Annotated in this window: 12 protein-coding genes; 3 read left to right on the top strand and 9 right to left on the bottom strand. The window is 39.0% G+C overall.

The window, feature by feature from the left end; translation table 11 throughout:
* Nucleotides 1-272: 272 nt before the first annotated feature.
* Nucleotides 273-1,961 (bottom strand): ABC transporter ATP-binding protein, encoded by a 1,689-nt coding sequence (locus Q0948_RS05275; RefSeq protein ID WP_298349557.1) that lies wholly within the window; start codon nucleotides 1,959-1,961, stop codon nucleotides 273-275.
* 298 nt (nucleotides 1,962-2,259) lie between these two features.
* Between Q0948_RS05275 and Q0948_RS05270 the strand changes: the two genes are divergently transcribed.
* Nucleotides 2,260-6,213 carry a M36 family metallopeptidase gene (locus Q0948_RS05270; RefSeq protein WP_298349555.1) on the top strand — a complete coding sequence of 1,318 codons (3,954 nt, stop codon included), beginning with the start codon at nucleotides 2,260-2,262 and terminating at the stop codon, nucleotides 6,211-6,213.
* A 98-nt stretch (nucleotides 6,214-6,311) separates the two neighbouring features.
* Here the strand turns inward: Q0948_RS05270 and Q0948_RS05265 are convergent, their stop codons facing one another.
* From Q0948_RS05265 to Q0948_RS05245, 5 genes are all read right to left on the bottom strand, one after another.
* Entirely contained in the window at nucleotides 6,312-6,509 is a 198-nt protein-coding gene (locus Q0948_RS05265) for a gliding motility protein GldL (protein ID WP_298349552.1), read from the bottom strand.
* A 13-nt stretch (nucleotides 6,510-6,522) separates the two neighbouring features.
* Nucleotides 6,523-7,239, bottom strand: coding sequence for a 3'-5' exonuclease (locus Q0948_RS05260; RefSeq protein ID WP_298349549.1), 717 nt, complete (start codon nucleotides 7,237-7,239; stop codon nucleotides 6,523-6,525).
* Nucleotides 7,236-8,990, bottom strand: a complete 1,755-nt coding sequence (locus tag Q0948_RS05255) for a DUF4153 domain-containing protein (RefSeq protein WP_298349545.1) — start codon at nucleotides 8,988-8,990, stop codon at nucleotides 7,236-7,238. Before Q0948_RS05255 ends, Q0948_RS05260 begins: the two co-directional genes overlap by 4 nt.
* A gap of 52 nt (nucleotides 8,991-9,042) precedes the next feature.
* Nucleotides 9,043-10,191 (bottom strand): serine hydrolase, encoded by a 1,149-nt coding sequence (locus Q0948_RS05250; protein ID WP_298349542.1) that lies wholly within the window; start codon nucleotides 10,189-10,191, stop codon nucleotides 9,043-9,045.
* A 78-nt stretch (nucleotides 10,192-10,269) separates the two neighbouring features.
* Complete coding sequence (locus Q0948_RS05245; protein WP_298349537.1) at nucleotides 10,270-10,743, bottom strand: methylated-DNA--[protein]-cysteine S-methyltransferase; 474 nt, start codon at nucleotides 10,741-10,743, stop codon at nucleotides 10,270-10,272.
* 76 nt (nucleotides 10,744-10,819) lie between these two features.
* Between Q0948_RS05245 and Q0948_RS05240 the strand changes: the two genes are divergently transcribed.
* On the top strand, nucleotides 10,820-13,051 hold the full coding sequence (locus Q0948_RS05240; RefSeq protein ID WP_298349534.1) for a response regulator: 2,232 nt from the start codon (nucleotides 10,820-10,822) through the stop codon (nucleotides 13,049-13,051).
* Between the two features lie 10 nt (nucleotides 13,052-13,061).
* Here the strand turns inward: Q0948_RS05240 and Q0948_RS05235 are convergent, their stop codons facing one another.
* The 3 genes from Q0948_RS05235 to hemB form a co-directional block, all read right to left on the bottom strand.
* Entirely contained in the window at nucleotides 13,062-14,165 is a 1,104-nt protein-coding gene (locus Q0948_RS05235) for a CNNM domain-containing protein (RefSeq protein ID WP_038598006.1), read from the bottom strand.
* 80 nt (nucleotides 14,166-14,245) lie between these two features.
* The gene (locus tag Q0948_RS05230; RefSeq protein WP_298349529.1) at nucleotides 14,246-14,695 is read right to left on the bottom strand and encodes a DUF3291 domain-containing protein; all 450 of its coding nucleotides are present in this window, start codon (nucleotides 14,693-14,695) and stop codon (nucleotides 14,246-14,248) included.
* Entirely contained in the window at nucleotides 14,695-15,678 is a 984-nt protein-coding gene (gene hemB / locus Q0948_RS05225; RefSeq protein WP_298349526.1) for a porphobilinogen synthase, read from the bottom strand. The genes Q0948_RS05230 and hemB overlap by 1 nt, the downstream gene beginning before the upstream one ends.
* 120 nt (nucleotides 15,679-15,798) lie before the next feature.
* On the opposite strand from hemB, the gene Q0948_RS05220 reads away from it, so the two are divergent.
* Nucleotides 15,799-18,459 (top strand): DEAD/DEAH box helicase family protein, encoded by a 2,661-nt coding sequence (locus Q0948_RS05220; protein ID WP_298349523.1) that lies wholly within the window; start codon nucleotides 15,799-15,801, stop codon nucleotides 18,457-18,459.
* Nucleotides 18,460-18,462 lie beyond the last annotated feature (3 nt).

Below are 18,462 nucleotides of genomic sequence, written 5' to 3'. Positions count from 1 at the left end.
TGATTCCGATGAAGTGCAAGGTAAGTTCGATAATCTACATTTCGCTTCATCATATAGTATAGCTTAAACGTATAAGAGTGTTTTGAGTTATGATTTGTTAGAAATCCGCGGGGGGAGCCCTGCGGATTTTGTTTTAATCCCTATTTGACGCAAGAATGAAAAAAATTACAAACTCAGCCAGACAACTCGCAACTGGAGTTCAAAATAGTTTCTACTTTACATCAAACTGTATAAAACTAGCAAGAAAAGTATTTATGATATAACTATAGTGACTAGATGCCTTTAGGTATAGCTCCTATAAGTCGTTTAGTATATGCTTGTTGAGGTTGTTCATAAATAGCATCTGCATCCCCCATTTCTTCTATCATACCTTTGTTCATCACCACAAGTTGATCAGACATATATTTTACTACTGCGAGATCGTGAGATATAAAAATATAAGTAAACCCAAAGTCTAATTTAAGCTCATTAAGTAGATTAAGCACTTGTGCTTGTACGGAGATATCTAACGCGCTTACAGACTCATCACACACAATAAGTTTTGGGTTTACAGCTATAGTGCGTGCAATACCTATGCGCTGGCGCTGCCCTCCAGAAAACTCGTGCGGGTATCGATTATAATGTTCTTTCTCTAGACCTACACGTTCTAGTAATTGCAATACACGTTCTTTACGCTCCTTTGTAGAGTCATATAGTTTATGCACTTCCATAGGTTCAATAATAGCCTGGCCCACGGTTAATCTTGGGTTAAGAGAAGCAAACGGATCTTGAAAAATGATTTGCACCTCTTTACGTAAGCTACGTAACGCTTTACCTCTTAAACGTGTAATATCTATCCCTTTATATAAAATATGTCCGGCTGTTGCTCGATCTAGCTGTAATATCGCATTCCCTAGCGTAGACTTACCACATCCAGACTCACCTACCAGACCTAGCGTTTCTCCCTCATAAATTTTAAAAGAAACATCATCTACCGCTTTAAAACCTTTGTCTTTGCTAAAAATGCCACTGTTAGAAAAGTATGTTTTCTCAACATTATGAACCTCTAGTAATGCTGGTTGGTCGTATAGTTTTTTAAGATGTGCAGCGCGCTCTGTTTTAGACTGCACCTCAGAAGCAGTTGTGTTGTCTAGGTAATCTTGTATAGTAGGGAGCTTTTTGAGTCGCTCATCTAGCGACGGTCTTGCACTTAGTAGTGCTTTTGTGTATTCGTGTTGAGGTGACTTAAAGAGTTGTTGTGCTTCTGCAGTTTCTACAATATCACCTTTATACATTACAAGAACGCGATCTGCAATATCACTTACCAGCGATAAGTCGTGAGATATAAAAATCACACTCATCTCGGTTTCTTGTTGTAATTGTTTAAGTAGTAATATAATTTCCTTTTGAACCGTAACATCTAGTGCCGTTGTGGGCTCATCTGCAATGAGAATTTTAGGCTTACAAGCAATAGCCATTGCAATCATTACCCGTTGTTTTTGACCTCCAGAAATTTCGTGAGGATAAGCCTCATAAATTTTTGAGGCAGTAGGGAGTTTTACTTTTTCAAATAGTGCTAGTGCTTCGTTTTTTATACGCTTTCGCGAAAGCGTAGTATGCCTTCTCAAAATCTCTGCTACTTGTTCTCCACATCGCATAGAAGGATTAAGACTGCTCATAGGCTCTTGAAAAATCATAGAAATCTCATTACCTCTTATGGTTTGAAATTTTTTTTCAGACAGATGAACTAGGGACTCATCATCAAAAATGATATTACCTTCTATAAGTGTGTTTTTCTTAGGAAGTAAACCCAGCACCGCGAGGGATGATACACTTTTTCCGGAACCAGATTCTCCTACAATGGCAAGTATCTCATTACGGTATAAATCAAAAGAGATACCGTGTATCACTTCATTTACCTCTCCTTGCTGCCGGAAAGATATATGAAGCTGTTTTACAGAAAGAAGTTCTCGCGATTGCATTACTCAAAAATACGTTTTTTATATGCCAGATGGTAAACTATAACAATGGTCTAGCCTGGTCTATTTTTATTCTAATTAATTAAGGAACTACAATTCTTGTTTAGCATATGGGGTACTTGCGTAAACATTAGGTATTTATTAATGTTTTGTTAAAAAAAAATGTGTAGTTCATCGAAAAGATTACGATTTAATCAAAGAATTGGCGTTATTTACGATTCAAATACCATTTTTTAATTAAAAAATTACAAACAATCCATTTTTAATTAAAATTCTCCAACATTAATCTAATAATCAAATTATGAAGAAATTGTACTCTTTTGTCCTACTGGTACTCCTAGCAGGATCGACAGCAATTGCTCAAAGTGTAGATGGCATTGTCCAGAAATATTTGAGCGGAAACGCAGAAGAAGTAGGCTTAAAAACTACAGACGTTGCACAATGGACAGTTACAGATATTGTCCCATCACTCAACCCCGAAATACAGCACGTCTATGTGCAACAGCAGTATCAAGGAATCCCTATCCAAAACGGAACATATAAACTTACCGTAAAAAATGGACAGGTTACTTATGAGATTAACCAGTTTATTAAAGATGTAGCAACAAAGAGTGCTGGAGCTGCTGCTAGCTTATCTCCAGAAAATGCGATACAAAAAGTGGTACAGCATCATAAGATGCAAGCACCTCGCAATCTTTCGGCAACAAAATCTAGCGGTAATACTTTTGAGTATGCAAACTCAGGTATAAGTATAGAGCCTATTAAAGTAGAAAAGCGATACCTATCTGTAGGAAACAAATTACACCTTACTTGGAATGTATCAATCTATCAATTAGATGCTCAACACTGGTGGAATGTAAATGTAGATGCTGCTACAGGTGAGATATTAAAAACCGAAGATTGGGTAGTGTCTTGCTCTTGGGAAGATCCAAACCACAGCGAGCACAATCATACTAGTTCTAATGCAAAAGAAGATGCTATTTACGGTCCGGTAAAAGCTAGCTCTGCAGCTGCAGTAGTAGGTGGAGGCTCTTATAATGTGTACCCGCTAGGTATAGAAAGCCCTAGTCACGGTAACCGCGCGATAGTAACAGATCCAGCTGTGGCAAATGCTTCACCATACGGGTGGCACGATACAAATGGTTCTGCAGGAGCAGAGTTTACTACTACAAGAGGAAATAACGTTCTAGCTCAAGATGATACAAATGGTAACAATGGTTCTGGAACAAGTCCTAATGGTGGGAGCGCTCTTAACTTTGACTTTGCACTTAATTTAAATAATACCCCATCTACATTTTTACCAGCAGCAACTACAAATTTATTTTACTGGAATAATATTATGCACGATGTGTGGTACCAGTATGGGTTTACAGAGGCAGCAGGTAATTTTCAAGAAAATAACTATGGTAAAGGTGGTATAGGAAGCGATTCTGTAAATGCAGATGCCCAAGATGGTAGTGGTACAAATAACGCAAACTTTGCAACACCACCAGATGGAAGTAACCCGAGAATGCAAATGTTCTTATTTACAAATCCTACTCGTGATGGAGATTTTGACAACGTGATTATTGCCCACGAGTACGGTCACGGTATTTCTACACGTCTTGTAGGAGGTCCTGGTACAAATGCCTTAGGAGGTAGTGAGCAAATGGGTGAAGGATGGTCAGACTGGTTAGGTCTAGTGATGACTATACGCCCAGGAGATACTAGAGATACTGCTAGAGGAGTAGGTACATATGCTATAGGACAGCCTACTACAGGAGCAGGTATTAGACCTACGAGATATGCTACAGATCTTGCTGTAAATGGTACTACTTATAATGACGTAAGTAGCCTTGTGGTACCTCACGGTGTTGGGTATGGTTTTGCAACGATACTATGGGATATGACTTGGGATCTTATAGATCTAGAAGGATATGATAATGACCAGTATAATGGTACAGGTGGTAACAACATCGCAATGGCTCTTGTTATAGAAGGTCTTAAGAATACGGCAAATAACCCTGGATATGTTTCTGGACGTGATGGAATATTACAAGCAGATCAAGATCTTTATGGAGGACAGTATAACTGTTTAATATGGGACGCTTTTGCAAGAAGAGGTGTAGGTGTAGATGCTGTAGAAAATAGTAACGGTGGTACAAATACAAATACAGATCAAGTCGCTTCATTTACAAGTGGTTGTTCTGGACCACCACCACCAGCATCTTGTAACTCTACTGTGAGTTCTTTCCCATATTCTGAAGGGTTTGAAAATACTTTAGGAGCTTGGTCACAAGACACATCAGATGATTTTGACTGGACAGTTCGTACAGGAGGAACACCTTCTAACAGTACAGGACCTTCTGGTGCAAATGAAGGATCATATTATATTTATGTAGAAGCATCTAGTCCTAACTTTGGAAGTAAGACTACTACAATAAACTCACCTTGTTTTAACCTTGCAGGAGTAAATGCTGCAGAGGCTACTTTTAGTTACCAGATGACAGGTAACTCAGTAGGTACAGTGAGACTAGAAGCTAGAGATGATAGCTCACAAACGTGGACAGAGTTATGGTCTCAAAGTGGAGATCAAGGAGCTGCCTGGCAAGATGCAACGGTAAGTCTTGCGGCATATGATGCCTCTACACAATTAAGATTTAGAGCAACTACATCTGCCTCTTGGCAAGGTGATATTGCTATAGATGGATTTGCTATAGAAGGTACTGCTCCGGCAGATACGCAAGCTCCTACAGCTCCTACAAGTCTTGTTGTTACAGATGTAACAACCTCTAGTGTTGCATTATCTTGGAACGCTTCTACAGATAATATAGGTGTGGTAGCTTATGATGTATACCAAGGATCTAATAACCTAGGAGAAGTTACAGTGACTACCGCAAATGTTACTGGTCTTGCAGAGGGAACTACTTACCAGTTTACTGTACGAGCAAAAGACGAGGCAGGTAATGTTTCTGGAGCGAGTAATACGGCAACAGCCACTACAGAGACTACTACAGTTCCATCGGGTTGTACAGCAACCGCTGGAGCAGGATATAGTGAAAGTTTTGAAGCTGGACTTGGTCAATGGACTCAAGATAGCAGTGATGATATAAACTGGACACGTGATGCATCTGGAACACCTTCTAGTGGTACAGGACCATCTTCTGGATCACAAGGATCTTTCTATATGTTTGTAGAAGCATCTGGTAACGGTACAGGATACCCAAACAAGAGAGCAATATTAAACTCTCCTTGTTTTGATTTATCTACAGAGACAGAGGCAAACTTTACATTTGATTATCATATGTATGGTTCGACAGATGGAGGTCAAGTAGATCTAGAAGCGAGTGCAGACGGTGGTACTACCTGGACAAGCCTATGGAACCAGACAGGAAACCAAGGCAACCAGTGGAATGCAGTTACCGTGAGCTTAGATGCTTATACGGGAGGTACAGTTCAGTTACGTTTTAACCGTATTACAGGTAGTACGTGGCAGTCTGATGTTGCAATAGATAATGTTGCTCTTACTGCTGGAGGCGGAGGAGATGACACCACAACTCCACCTACAGGATACTGTGCAGCAAACGGTAATAACAGTACAGAAGAGTATATCGCACGTGTGCAGATAGGAAGTATAGATAATGCTTCTGGTAGAAATGCTGCCGGATACCAAGACTTTACAAATATCTCAACAGCCTTAAGTGGTAATGCAACAATCACTATAACACCAGAGTGGCCAGGAAGCACTTACAGTGAAGGTTATGCTGTTTTTGTAGACTGGAATCGTGATGGTGACTTTGCAGATGCTGGAGAAACGGCTCTTACCATTTCTGCAACGCAGGCTACACCGGTAAGTGGTACTATCACAGTACCTTCTGGAGCGGCTCAAGGAGCTACTCGTATGAGAGTGGTTATGAGATATAACGCTGTGCCAGCTGCTTGTGGAAGCTTTAACTATGGAGAGGTAGAAGACTACATTGTAAATGTATCAAGTAGTGCAGCCTTTGGTGGAGATACAGAAGGTGATACGGAATTTACAGACTTTGGAAAAGGAGACTTCTCAATCTTTCCTAACCCAGTTACTCGTGGGGAATTAAATATAAGCTTACAAGGAGCAGAAGCAACCTCTGTAACTATATTTAACCTTCTAGGTCAAGCGGTTCATAAAGGTAATTTTGAAAACACAATTGATGTGTCGAGACTTGAAGCTGGCGTTTATGTCATTCAAGTAGAGACTGAAGGTTCAAAAATGATTAAACGCTTTATCAAAAAGTAAGGCCAGTCATTTATAAACATAAGAAATCCCGACTTCAGATGAAGTCGGGATTTTTTTTGTTGTTATTACGCTTTCGCGAAAGCGTAAATAAAGCAATACTATTTATTTAAGAACTTCTTAAACTCTTTATTAGTAAAGAGTTTCCAGATGCCTAAAAAGCCAGCGATAACTTGTAAGAAGGTGCCAGCGGTTAATAATTCTGGAGCTCCTGGCCAGTGCATAATTTTAAATAATGCGCCTAGAACAGTGCAAATTAACCCTAAAATAAAAAGAGCGAGTATATGTTTTACTTTCATAACTATGGATTTTTTAAACCGATATTATTTCATCTTCATCAAGCAAGCGCTCGTTGCGTAGTTTGAGTAAAATTTGAGCCACGGCAACGGTGTCTTTCTCACAATATACGACTATGCGATCAATGTCATTTTCTTCATAATATACCTGGCGCACCTGGCTGCCGTCTATATCATCTTTTGGAGAAGGGATTCCCAAAATTTTGGTCATAAGCTTGAGAGAGGTGTAGTGTTTATAGTCTCCAAACTTCCATAAATCTAGGGTGTCTATATGAGGTATCTCCCAAGGTTTTTTGCCAAAAAGATTGAGCTTTTGTGGTAGCGTAACTCCATTTATGATCATACGTCGCGCGATATATGGGAAGTCAAATTCTTTACCATTATGTGCACAGAGTAAGTGCTCGCGGCGGTTAAAATGATCTTCAAGTAGATTTTTAAACTCATTAAGTAGCTTGGTCTCATCATCACCAAAAAAGGAGGTGGTTCTAAAGCGTTTTCCATCTGTACTGGTATTAAAATAGCCCACAGAGATACACACTATTTTTCCAAATTCTGCCCAGATGCCGGCACGCTCATAATAGTCTTCTGGTGTATACTCATCCTTGCGGAGGTATCTTGTTTTATCTGCATAAAGTGCCTTTTCTACATCGTCTAGATCAGAAAAATCTGGATGTTGAGGTACCGTCTCAATATCCAAAAAAAGGATATGTTCTAGTTGAAGCCTTTGTATCATTTTTTTACTTTTAAAAGTATACTACCACTCGCATAATTTATAACACGTTGACCACCACCATCAACCTTTAAATTTATGGAGTTGAATATTATTTTTACATCCACAAGATCATTTGTTTTACGGAGTGTAAGTTTATCTCGGTCGTTAATGGGTTTATTTATATCCTCACCTTCTAGTTGTTTTAAAAATGCCTGTGTGGGTATCGTGAGTGCTGTGCTGTCTTGTGTTGTGATAAGAATTTCTTTCCCATTAAGCATCATAGAAAAGCCTTCTTCTATATATTCTGACTGGCCGTTTAGGTTAAAGTGAAAGTCTTGCTTCCAGTCATAGCCACGTATATCATATGCTGCACTAGAGGCGTTGTTAAAGTGTACGCGTTTTTTCTCTATATCACTAGCCGTCATTTTATACCCTAAGTCTTTTAAAATATAGTTAGACAACTTCCAGGTAGTTACATCGGTATGTTTTTCTACCGGGTTGTAACCTATGATGGGTTTTAGATCTTCTGCGGCATCGTGTTCTACGAGGTACCTTGTGATAGATGAAAATCTTCTATAAGCTACGGGGTCTGAGTTTTCTTTAATTTCTGCTTTCGCGAAAGCGGTATACATCTTTTCAAATTCATCTATCTGGCTGCGTTTACTCACAGCGAAGGCTCCCCAAAACCCAAAAGTGCTCAACAATCCCATAACCGCAAGAGCCATAGGTAAAAACCGAAGCTGCTGCTTGCGACTGAAGAGCAAGTAAAGCGTAGCGCCTGTTATAAAAATCGCAATTACAATAAGAAAATATCGCGGCTCTGTGATGCCGTAATCTGATACTCTTTTATAAATCGCAGTATAAAACAAGATGAGCAGGGGTAGTAATAACCAATATGCTAGCGGCTGAAAGTTTTTAAAAACCCTAGAGGTATGAGTTGCTTTTAATGGGTGAATAATAAACTGAATGATAAATAGAAGCCCAGCAAGTGCGATAATAAGGTAGCTCACCCAGCCCTTAGGTAATTCCCACTGTATACAGATTTTAAGAGCATAGGCATACAGTATTGTGATGTAGAGTGCGGCAAGCGGTATGAGTATAAACTTTACAAAGACTTCAATAGCTTTATGAAAGTGCAGGTGTATGTTATGTTGTACCTCTTTAGGAAAATCTGATAGGTATACCCACGTATTTATGATTCCTAAACACAGCAAGAATAACTGGAAGTAGCGCCTACCATTTATTTTTACATCAAAAAGATACTCTATGGCTAGCAATGCAAGTACGATACCTAGATAAAACACTCCAGAAAACAAGGCACTCCTGGCGATTGCCATAAGCATATCTGCCAGATAATTCCAGTAGGCTTTAGGGTGCCATACAGTAATAAAAGGAGCAAAGAGTAGCGCTAGATGACCTACTATAAGTAGTACAAACCACCTTATATATGGGGTCTCATTATTATTTTGAAAGTCATAGTCAGGTAATGTAAAATAGAATGCAACAAGGAGTAATATGATAATAACTTTAATCCACCAGAGTCCTTTTCTTTTAAACTGCTCGATGTAAAACTGAGTCCCTATAAGCCAGCTCACACCTATTATTGCTGTGAGTGAAATGTTGTTATAGGTTTCAAATATGTCGTCTACATCTCTTTCGGCAAGTACTACTAGCAGTAGTGTAAATAATATAACCCAGATGAGTGTCACAGGAAATCTCTTAAAGGCAGCAAGCGCCTTGATGATGAATTCTGAAGGGGAAAATAATCGCATTGATTGATGATTGAATGTATTGAAAAATACAATAAATTAATAGAACTCTATGCTAATCAGTGTTTTGAGTCATTTCATACCCTGCGTCTATGTAATCATAAAAGTCTTGAGTAAATGGTTTTCCTTCTACCGAGTCACCACGACGGTGTCCTAGTCTTACAATAATAAGATTGTCTTCTGGTATGGTAATTACATATTGCCCTAGTATACCTCGCATTGCAAATATTTTTTTATCGCGATAGTTACTTAGCCAGAAGCCGTATCCATACTCTGTATCTTGAGCAAAGCGTGGGTTTATGCTGGTCGTTACAAAATCTTTTGGAAGTAATCTTTTGCCATTCCAAGAGCCACCATCTTTATAAAGTTTTCCAAAACGGGCAAAGTCTCTAGCGTTACTTGCTATACAGCAATAGGTTTTTGCCAGCTTGTTATCATCATCATCTAGCTGCCATAATGCTTCTTGCTCCATACCCATAGGTTTCCAGAAGCTGTCTGATAGGTATTGCGGTAGCGGTATGCCACTAGCTTTCTGTATCACCATACCTAGCAATTGTGTGTTGCCAGAGAGATATTTAAAAGATTGACCGGGTTGCTCTGTAACCTTGAGATTTAATATAGTTTCGGCAAGGTCATCATCATAATAAGAACGTGCTGTAAGGCTAAAGGGGCTAGAGTAACTCTCATCCCAGTTAAGACCAGAAGCCATAGAGGAGAGATCTCCCACAGTCATACCAGAACCAGCAAATTCTATGAAAAAATTACTCACCGGTTGATCTAGTGATTTTATATAGCCGTCTTGTATGGCCTTACCTAGTAACGCGCTGGTAATGCTCTTTGCCATAGAGAACGAGTTAGTCTTGCTTTTCTCGCTATAACTCGTTGCATAATCTTCATATAAAACACTATCGTTTTTAATGATTAAAAAGGCAATGGTCTCAAGCTCACTATTAACAGAAGAAAGACGCTCTGTAGGTACTATGTTATTATATTGCTTATGCTTTGGCCAGGTCTGTGGGGTGGTAGTTTCAATAGTTGCGTTATCAAAATAATCATAGTCGTCTATAAAAGCCGTAGTATGGCCAGTCATATATACCACGCGCACACCTTTTAAAATGTAGTCATAGTCTGTGATGTAAAGAGCCGCTATAATGATAGCAATAAAAAAAAGTAAGCCTTTAAAAAAAATTTTCAGATACCTCATTTTGTAAAGATTGATATTTTAAAAGTATTATTTTTTTGCTTTCGCGAAAGCGTTACTCACCTTTAATAAAAGCCTAATCTAAAATAAAGAACCTTGCGTCACTGGGCTCTCGTGTTCTAAGAGCCACTTCTTGCGATGTAGTCCACCAGCGTAGCCCGTGAGAGAGCCATCACTACCTATCACGCGATGACAAGGGATGATGATAGAAATAGGATTTTTACCATTTGCACTGGCTGCTGCACGTATTACCTTTGGGTCACCCAGTTGTTTTGCCATTGTGAGGTAGGTTGTAGTCTTGCCGTGAGGGATGGTGCAAAGTTCCATCCAGACCTTTTGCTGAAAAGTCGTTCCCTTAGGGGTAAGAGAGAGGTCAAAATGACTCCGTTCTCCTGCAAAGTATTCTTTAAGTTGTTTTACAGCCTCTTGAAGAGCGTCTGGAATTGCTTTTGTAACCGCTTCTTCTTTTTCAATAAACGTAGCAGCACAGAGTCCTTCTTGGCTTCCTTCTAATAATAATAGACCTAGAGGTGTTGATATAATAGCTGCTTCCATAGTTTCAAATATAGGAATTAAGTGTGTTGTATATTGTACTGTAAGTCAGTACATTTGATGGTTTTAAGGCAGGCATATGCGTCTATTATTAGTATTTATAATCCCTATTATACTTTTATCTAGTCATAAGGTCTCTGGGCAAGAAAATGCTCAGACCTATGATGAGGGTAGAATTTACACCTTAGATATTGCAAAAGGGCAATTCCAAAGTAAAGAATACACTAGCGCTATACATACACTAGATGAGTTACTTAACTCCTCAGCAATAGAAGAAGATTCAAAAAAGCAATTCCAAGGATTTACATTACTAGGTGACATCTATCTAATGCTTAAGGATACACCTAAAGCTCACGAGGCATTTGAGCGTGCCTTAAAAATGGCACAAAAGTCTAAAAATGACACACTACTTGCCATATCATACAGTAATCTAGGTAAAACATATAGCGTATATCCTGAGTTTGAAGAAAGGGCTACTACACTGTTTAAAAAAAGTATAGATACTTATACTAAGCTTAACCTTAGAGATGATGCCCTCCAGTCATATATAGAGTTAAGCCGTATGTATCTCACACGAGATAATATTGCAATGGCTTACCCTGCCCTTATGGAGGCAAAAATGATGAGCCTAAGGGATACACTTAATTTTAAGCCAAGGGCACAGATCCTTACACTATTAGGTAAATATTACATTAAAAAAGATAAAAGCACTCTAGCCGAAGAAGCCTTACTAGAAGCTATAGATATTTCTTTTGAACAAGAACTCATTGCCCAAGAAGAACAAGCACAGCAACAGATAGCGAGACTCTATGAGCAAGAGAAAAAATTTGAAGAGGCATATTATCACTCGCAGCGACAGCTATTACTTGCAAACCAACTATATAAAAATGAAACCCAACAAGAAGTAAGACTTGCCAGCGCACAGTTTGATTACAGAGCAAATAAGCGCGAACTAGAAATTACCAAGAAAGAAAAAAGCCTTACAGATATACTAGCGGCAAGCTCACGTAGAGCAAATACCGTGCTTATAGTTGCATCATTACTCTTGCTTATAGGTTTATTTATCATCTACACGATGTATAAATCTCGTAAAAACTATAGTGATCGCTTACGCGAAAAAAACATAGAACTCACAAAAGCCAAAAATGAAGCTGAACAACTCTCAAAGCTCAAGACTCAATTTTTCTCTACCATAAGCCACGAGTTACGCACGCCACTTTATGGGGTAATAGGTATTGCTACCATTTTACTTGAAGATAAAATCATAAAAACACATCGTGATGACTTAAAGTCGCTTAAGTTTTCGGCAGATTATTTACTTGCTCTTATAAACGATGTGCTCCTTATGAGTAAGATGGAGGCAAAAGATATAAAACTTGAGCACGCACCTTTTAAACTTACTACCTTATTACACAGTATTACTCGCTCATTTGAGTTTAGCCTTGAGCAAAACAACAATAAACTTCATCTACATATAGACCCAGAGGTCCCTAATGAGCTTCAAGGAGATTCTGTGAGACTTTCTCAAATACTAATGAACCTTATAGGTAATGCTATAAAATTTAATGAAAATGGAAATATCTGGATAAACATACATCAGCAAGCCCACACAGATGAAGGGCGTCATAGCATCTTGTTTGTAGTAAAAGATGATGGTATGGGTATACCAAAAAGTAGCCAAGACACCATTTTTGAAGAGTTTACTCAGGTAGAGAATAAAAACTATAATTATCAAGGTACCGGTTTAGGTTTACCTATAGTAAAAAAGCTACTGGCATTATATAATAGTGAGGTTATATTAGAAAGTGATGAGGGGCAAGGAGCAACCTTCTCATTTGTTATAGAATTTGAAAAACCTAAGAGCACAGCATTACCTCGTCAAGTTATTACATCAAATGAGTTGTTAGGGACAGAGAGTGTACACACACTACAAGATGCTCATATTCTTGTGGTAGATGATAACCGTATTAATCAAAAAATCACTCAAAAACTTCTTGAGAGCAAAGGTTTATTGTGTAGTCTAGCTAGTGATGGTATAGAGGCCGTAGAGATGGCAAAAAATCAAGAATATAGCCTTATACTTATGGACATCCATATGCCTAAAAAAGATGGTATACAGGCCACAAAAGAAATTAGAACATTTGATAAGTCTACACCTATAGTTGCCTTAACAGCGGTAGAAATACAAGAGATAAGACATAAAATTTATACAGCAGGAATGGATGACATTCTAGTAAAACCTTATGATGTATCGCTGTTTTTAAGCGTGCTAGTACGTAATATTAAAAACAAACATATTGTAACCGCATAAAGTGGCTGGTTTACTCGCTTTTAGGACTATTCTCATCATAAAGCCCTAGAGCTTTGGCTCTTTTTTGCCAGTTGCGACGGGCTAGCGTTTGCAAGTCTGCTACACTATCACTTTCATCCATAATTTCTAGTCCAAGAAGAGTTTCTATCACATCTTCCATTGTGACAAGACCACTCATAGTACCATACTCATCTACCACTAGGGCGATGTGATTTTTTGTAGAAATAAGTTCTTCAAAAAGATCTGGAATAGGCAAATTACGTTTTGTGATTAAAATAGGACGTTCTATCTCTTTAAGAGTTGTTGTGTGATTATCTAGTGCCATCTCACGGTAAACCTCGCTCTTTAAAACAATACCAGTGATGTGATCACGTGTTCCTTCAAAAATTGGAATCCTAGAAAAACGTAGCGATTGATTTTCTTCAAAAAAGTCTGCAACGGTTGTGTTTGCATCTGCCATTTTTATGACTGTACGTGGCGTCATAATATCCTTAGTAAGTACCTCTTTAAAAGTAAGAAGGTTATTAAGAATTTTAGATTCACTTTCTTCAAAAACGCCATCTTCACCAGCCATTTGTGCCATTGCAGTAAAGTCCTCACGGCTTAGCACACTCTCGTGATGACCACCGCCACCTACCATACGAGTAAAAAGTTGTAGCAACCATAATACTCCTGTGTACTTTAAAAGTAGCACCATTATCTTAAGTGTCTTTGCAGAGAAGTTTGCTAGAGATTTCCAAAATTTTGCACCTATAGTTTTAGGTATAATCTCACTAGCAATTAAGATAAGTAAGGTCATTATTGCAGAGACAAAACCAAGAAAATTAATCTCTGTAAAGCCTAAGTTTATAACAAACTCGGGATATAAATCTGCAGCTACAGTACCTACCATCATTGCACCTACGGTGTGTGCAAGTGTGTTTAAGGTAAGGATTGCAATAAGCGGTTTATCTACATCTTTTTTAAGTTCTTCAAGAGTTTCGGCGTAGGCTTTTCCTTCGTTTTTCTTGATGTTTATAAACGTAGGTGTCACACTTAGAAGTACAGCTTCAAGTATAGAACACAAGAATGAAAAAAATATCGAAATCGTTGCCCAAAGTAAAAGTTGACCCATAGTTAGTTTGCTATTTATGTAAATGTATGGAAAAAGAGAGTATAGTAGAAGTGCTTTTACGCTTTCGCGAAAGCGTAATTTTACTCATACTTCTCATAAACCTCTTTAAAAGTAAATGCTTCTTTGCTTGCGCCGTGCTTTTGTAAGAACTCGAGCTTCTCTAGTCCTTCTTGCGCTGTAGGTGTTGTGCCTGCTTCAATCCACCAGAGTACGTAGTGTGCTGTTCCATATTTTTGAAACCACTCTTTCTGGCGTTTCATAATCGCACTATGGAAGGTTTTATAGGTGAATTCTCTTAGTGACGCCACATCTTCCCACACAGAAAAATTAATAAGAACCTGTTCATCGTTAAGCGCATTAGGAGCGGGTGCGGCTTCGGTATCTATAATGTCACGCCATATAAACCCTGGCGAACTCTCGGCTAGCTCATTTACACGGTCTGTATTATCTCTAAAGTCCTTCATCTCTGGATCTTCTATAGAGACACCCTTCATACGGGCTACATTGAGCTGTGCAAGGTGATATACCATTACCCGAGTAACTTTACCACATCTTTTGCAAAGTAGCTAGCTATTACTTGTGCTCCTGCTCTTTTTATAGCTGTGATTTGTTCCATCATAACGCTATCGTGATCTAGCCATCCTTTTTCGGCAGCGGCTTTAAGCATTGCATACTCACCACTTACTTGGTAAACGGCTATCGGTACATTTACAACTTCTCGTAAATCACGTACAATATCTAGGTAACATAGTCCTGGTTTTACCATCACGATATCTGCACCTTCTTCTATATCCATCAGGGTTTCTTTAACCGCTTCGTCACGATTTGCAAAGTCCATCTGGTAGGTTTTTTTATCTTTTGGAATATCTTTTAAGTCTACTGGCGCGCTGTCTAGAGCATCACGAAAAGGGCCATAAAAAGAGCTTGCATACTTTGCACTATAACTCATAATGCCAGTGTTATAAAAACCTTCGTCTTCTAGCAAGGTGCGCATTTCAAAAATGCGGCCATCCATCATATCGCTTGGTGCAAGTACATCTGCTCCTGCACGAGCGTGACTCAATCCCATCTCGGCAAGTATAGCTGTGGTGTCATCATTTACAATCTCACCATTACCTACCACACCATCGTGGCCAAATTTTGAGTAAGGATCTAGTGCAACATCTGTCATAACCAGCATATCTGGACAGGCGTCTTTTACGGTTTTTATAGCACGTTGCATTAGGCCGTCTGCATTAAGCGCTTCGGTACCAGAGTTGTCTTTTAAGTTATCTGGTACTTTTACAAACAGAAGTACGGCTTTAAGTCCCATTGCCCAGAGCTCTTTTACCTCTTTAGTAAGTAAGTCAAGACTGTAGCGATAGTAATCTGGCATAGAGTCTATCTCTTGCTTTATCCCTTTTCCTTCTACCACAAAAAGCGGTACAAGAAAATCATTTGGAGTGATATAGGTCTCTCTTACTAGTGAGCGCATAGCCTCACTGCTACGTAGTCTTCGGTTTCTTATAAGCATCGTTCTATCTTCTATGTGTTGAGGTAAATAGGTGTGTGATTTTAAATAAATCTAGTTTCAATATCTATCTAAACCTCGTATTTTGCATTACAAATTTACCAATTTAAACATCGCCTTCCTTTGCTCAAAGAAGCCTTTCAATTTATTTATCCCTGGCGCACCTATCAGGAACGATTTTTAAAAGATTTTCAAGATCACATTGCAGATGATCACTTGCACGTAGTTGCCCCGCCAGGCTCGGGAAAAACTGTGCTTGGTCTTGAGATGATGCGCCGTGTAGATAAGTGTACGCTTGTGCTCGCACCTACTATCACGATACGCAACCAGTGGGAGGAGCGTATGTTTGAGTGCTTTATCGAGCAAGAAAAATGTACTATTCCGCTTTCGCGAAATATAAAAAAACCTGCACACATCACCTTTGCAACCTATCAATCATTACACGCATTTGCCAAAAATGAAATGGAAGGCGATATGGAACGTGTGCTTAACTTTTTCGCGCAAGCGGGAATAAAAAACATCGTACTAGACGAAGCCCATCACCTCAAAAACGAGTGGTGGAAACCACTTTTTGCACTTAAAGAACTGCCAGAGTGCACCATTACCGCACTTACGGCAACACCGCCATATGATAGTGATCAAGCAGAGATAGCAAAGTATTTTCAGCTTTGTGGACCTATAGATATTGAGATAAGCGTGCCAGAGCTGGTTAAAGAAGGTAACCTCTGTGCACACCAAGATTATATTTATTTTTCTGAGCCAGATGCTGCACAAATAGAATACATTTTAGACTATCGTGTTAAGGCAAAAACAGTTATAGATGAACTGGTAGAAAATAGTGAGTTTGGCAGTTTTATTATAAGTCTCCCAGTATATAAAACACCAGGAAAACATCTTGAGATCATTTATAAAGACCCTAACTTTTATATAGCTTCTCTTGTCTATCTTAATGCACGTGGGTATAAAATCCCTAAGGTAAAAATAGATTTGCTAGGTGTAGACCTTACCCAAGAAAAGCTTCCTACCTTTAATCAAGAGTGGGCAGAAAAGTTATTGCAACCGCTACTAGTAGATGACCGAGAAGATCATTATGAAGACGAAGAGGTACTTGCTACTGTTGAGAAGACACTTCGTAAGGTAGGTGCTTTTGATAAAAAACGTGTAAACTTTAAAGGCGAGCAGCAATTATATAAATCACTAGCCCAAAGCCCTAATAAGCACAAGAGCATACGAGAGATTATAGATTTTGAAAGTGCTCAAATGGGTGAAAACTTACGCGCTGTTATACTTACAGATTACGTGCGTAAGGAGTTTATAGACACCCCTATAGATGCGCTTGACACAATAAATAAGCTGGGAGTAATACCTATCTTTCACCACCTGCGCTACTCACTTGAACAACATCCAGATAGGTGGCAGGGTAAGGATAAACTAGAAAAACTTGCCGTACTCACAGGTACCATTATCATAGTACATAAAACTCTGGTAGCACAAATTACAGAGACACTAGATAGTGATGATTTTACGCACGACGCCTTAGGTGATACAGCCTTTGTGATAGTGCGACCTAGAGAAAAGGTAAAAAGCCAGATGGTAAGCCTTATGACGGCTCTTTTTACAGACGGCCATATAGAAGTGCTAGTAGGAACAGCAGCATTACTAGGAGAAGGTTGGGATGCGCCAGCTATTAATACACTGGTGCTTGCCTCCTACGTGAGTTCTTTTGTAATGTCTAACCAGATGCGCGGTAGAGCTATACGAGTACAGCCTAGTAATCCAGATAAGGTAGCTTCTATATGGCATCTTGCTTGTATAGATCCCACTATAGATGGTGGTGGTGAGGATGTGATAAAATTAACCAGACGCTTTGATGCCTTTTGTGGTGTATCACTAGAGGGAACTCCCTTTATAGAAAATGGCGCAGAGCGGTTTGCTCTACCTACCACTATTTTAGAAAAAGAAGTATTAAATAGTAAAATGTGTACCCTTGCGGGAAATAGAGGTGCGATACAACAGCGATGGGAGCAAGCTATAGGTACGGGAAAACTGTTAGTGCGCGAACTGAAATTAGACTTTAAACCTAAGGGGAAGCCGCTACAAAAAAACAGCGTTTACTATAAGGATGCTGTAAAATATGGAGTACTACAGCTTGGGGCTTTACTCACGATTACCGTACCGGAGATTATTATTAATAATGCAGGAGCTTACTTCTCTAGAGGAATGGGCTTTTTTATATATGCAGTGCTAGGCACAGCAGCAATGGTACTTGCGCCCAAGACATATAAAACTCTCGTGTTGTACTTAAAATATGGACGTGTAGATAAACTGGTGTATAAAATGGGGCAAGTAGTGCTTAAAAGCCTACGAGAGCAGTACTACATCACCACGCAGCTAGAAGCCCTAAAACTAGGTGTAGAGTATCTACCTAATGGTGCCGTCTCTTGCTTTCTTACAGGAGCTACTGCCAAAGAAGAAATCCTTTTTGTAAAGTGTATGGAAGAACTTCTTACGCCTATAGATAATGCACGCTATATGATTGAGCAGTCTGGGTGGTGGCAGCGCAAATTTGGCTTTGCAAATTATTATCCCGTACCAGAACTCTTTGCAGGTAATAAAAAAGATGCTACGCTCTTTTTTAACTTCTGGGGAATTTACATTTCAGAAAATGCAAGGCTCACTTTCACGCGTACTAAGGAAGGTAGAAAACGACTCTTAAAAGCACGTTTTCATTACTTAAATACCAAAGGCGGATTTAAAACCAAGACGAGTGCTATATGGAGATAGGTT

Source organism: uncultured Dokdonia sp. (assembly GCF_947496725.1).
GTDB lineage: Bacteria > Bacteroidota > Bacteroidia > Flavobacteriales > Flavobacteriaceae > Dokdonia.
This window is presented reverse-complemented; position numbering and strand designations above follow the sequence as displayed.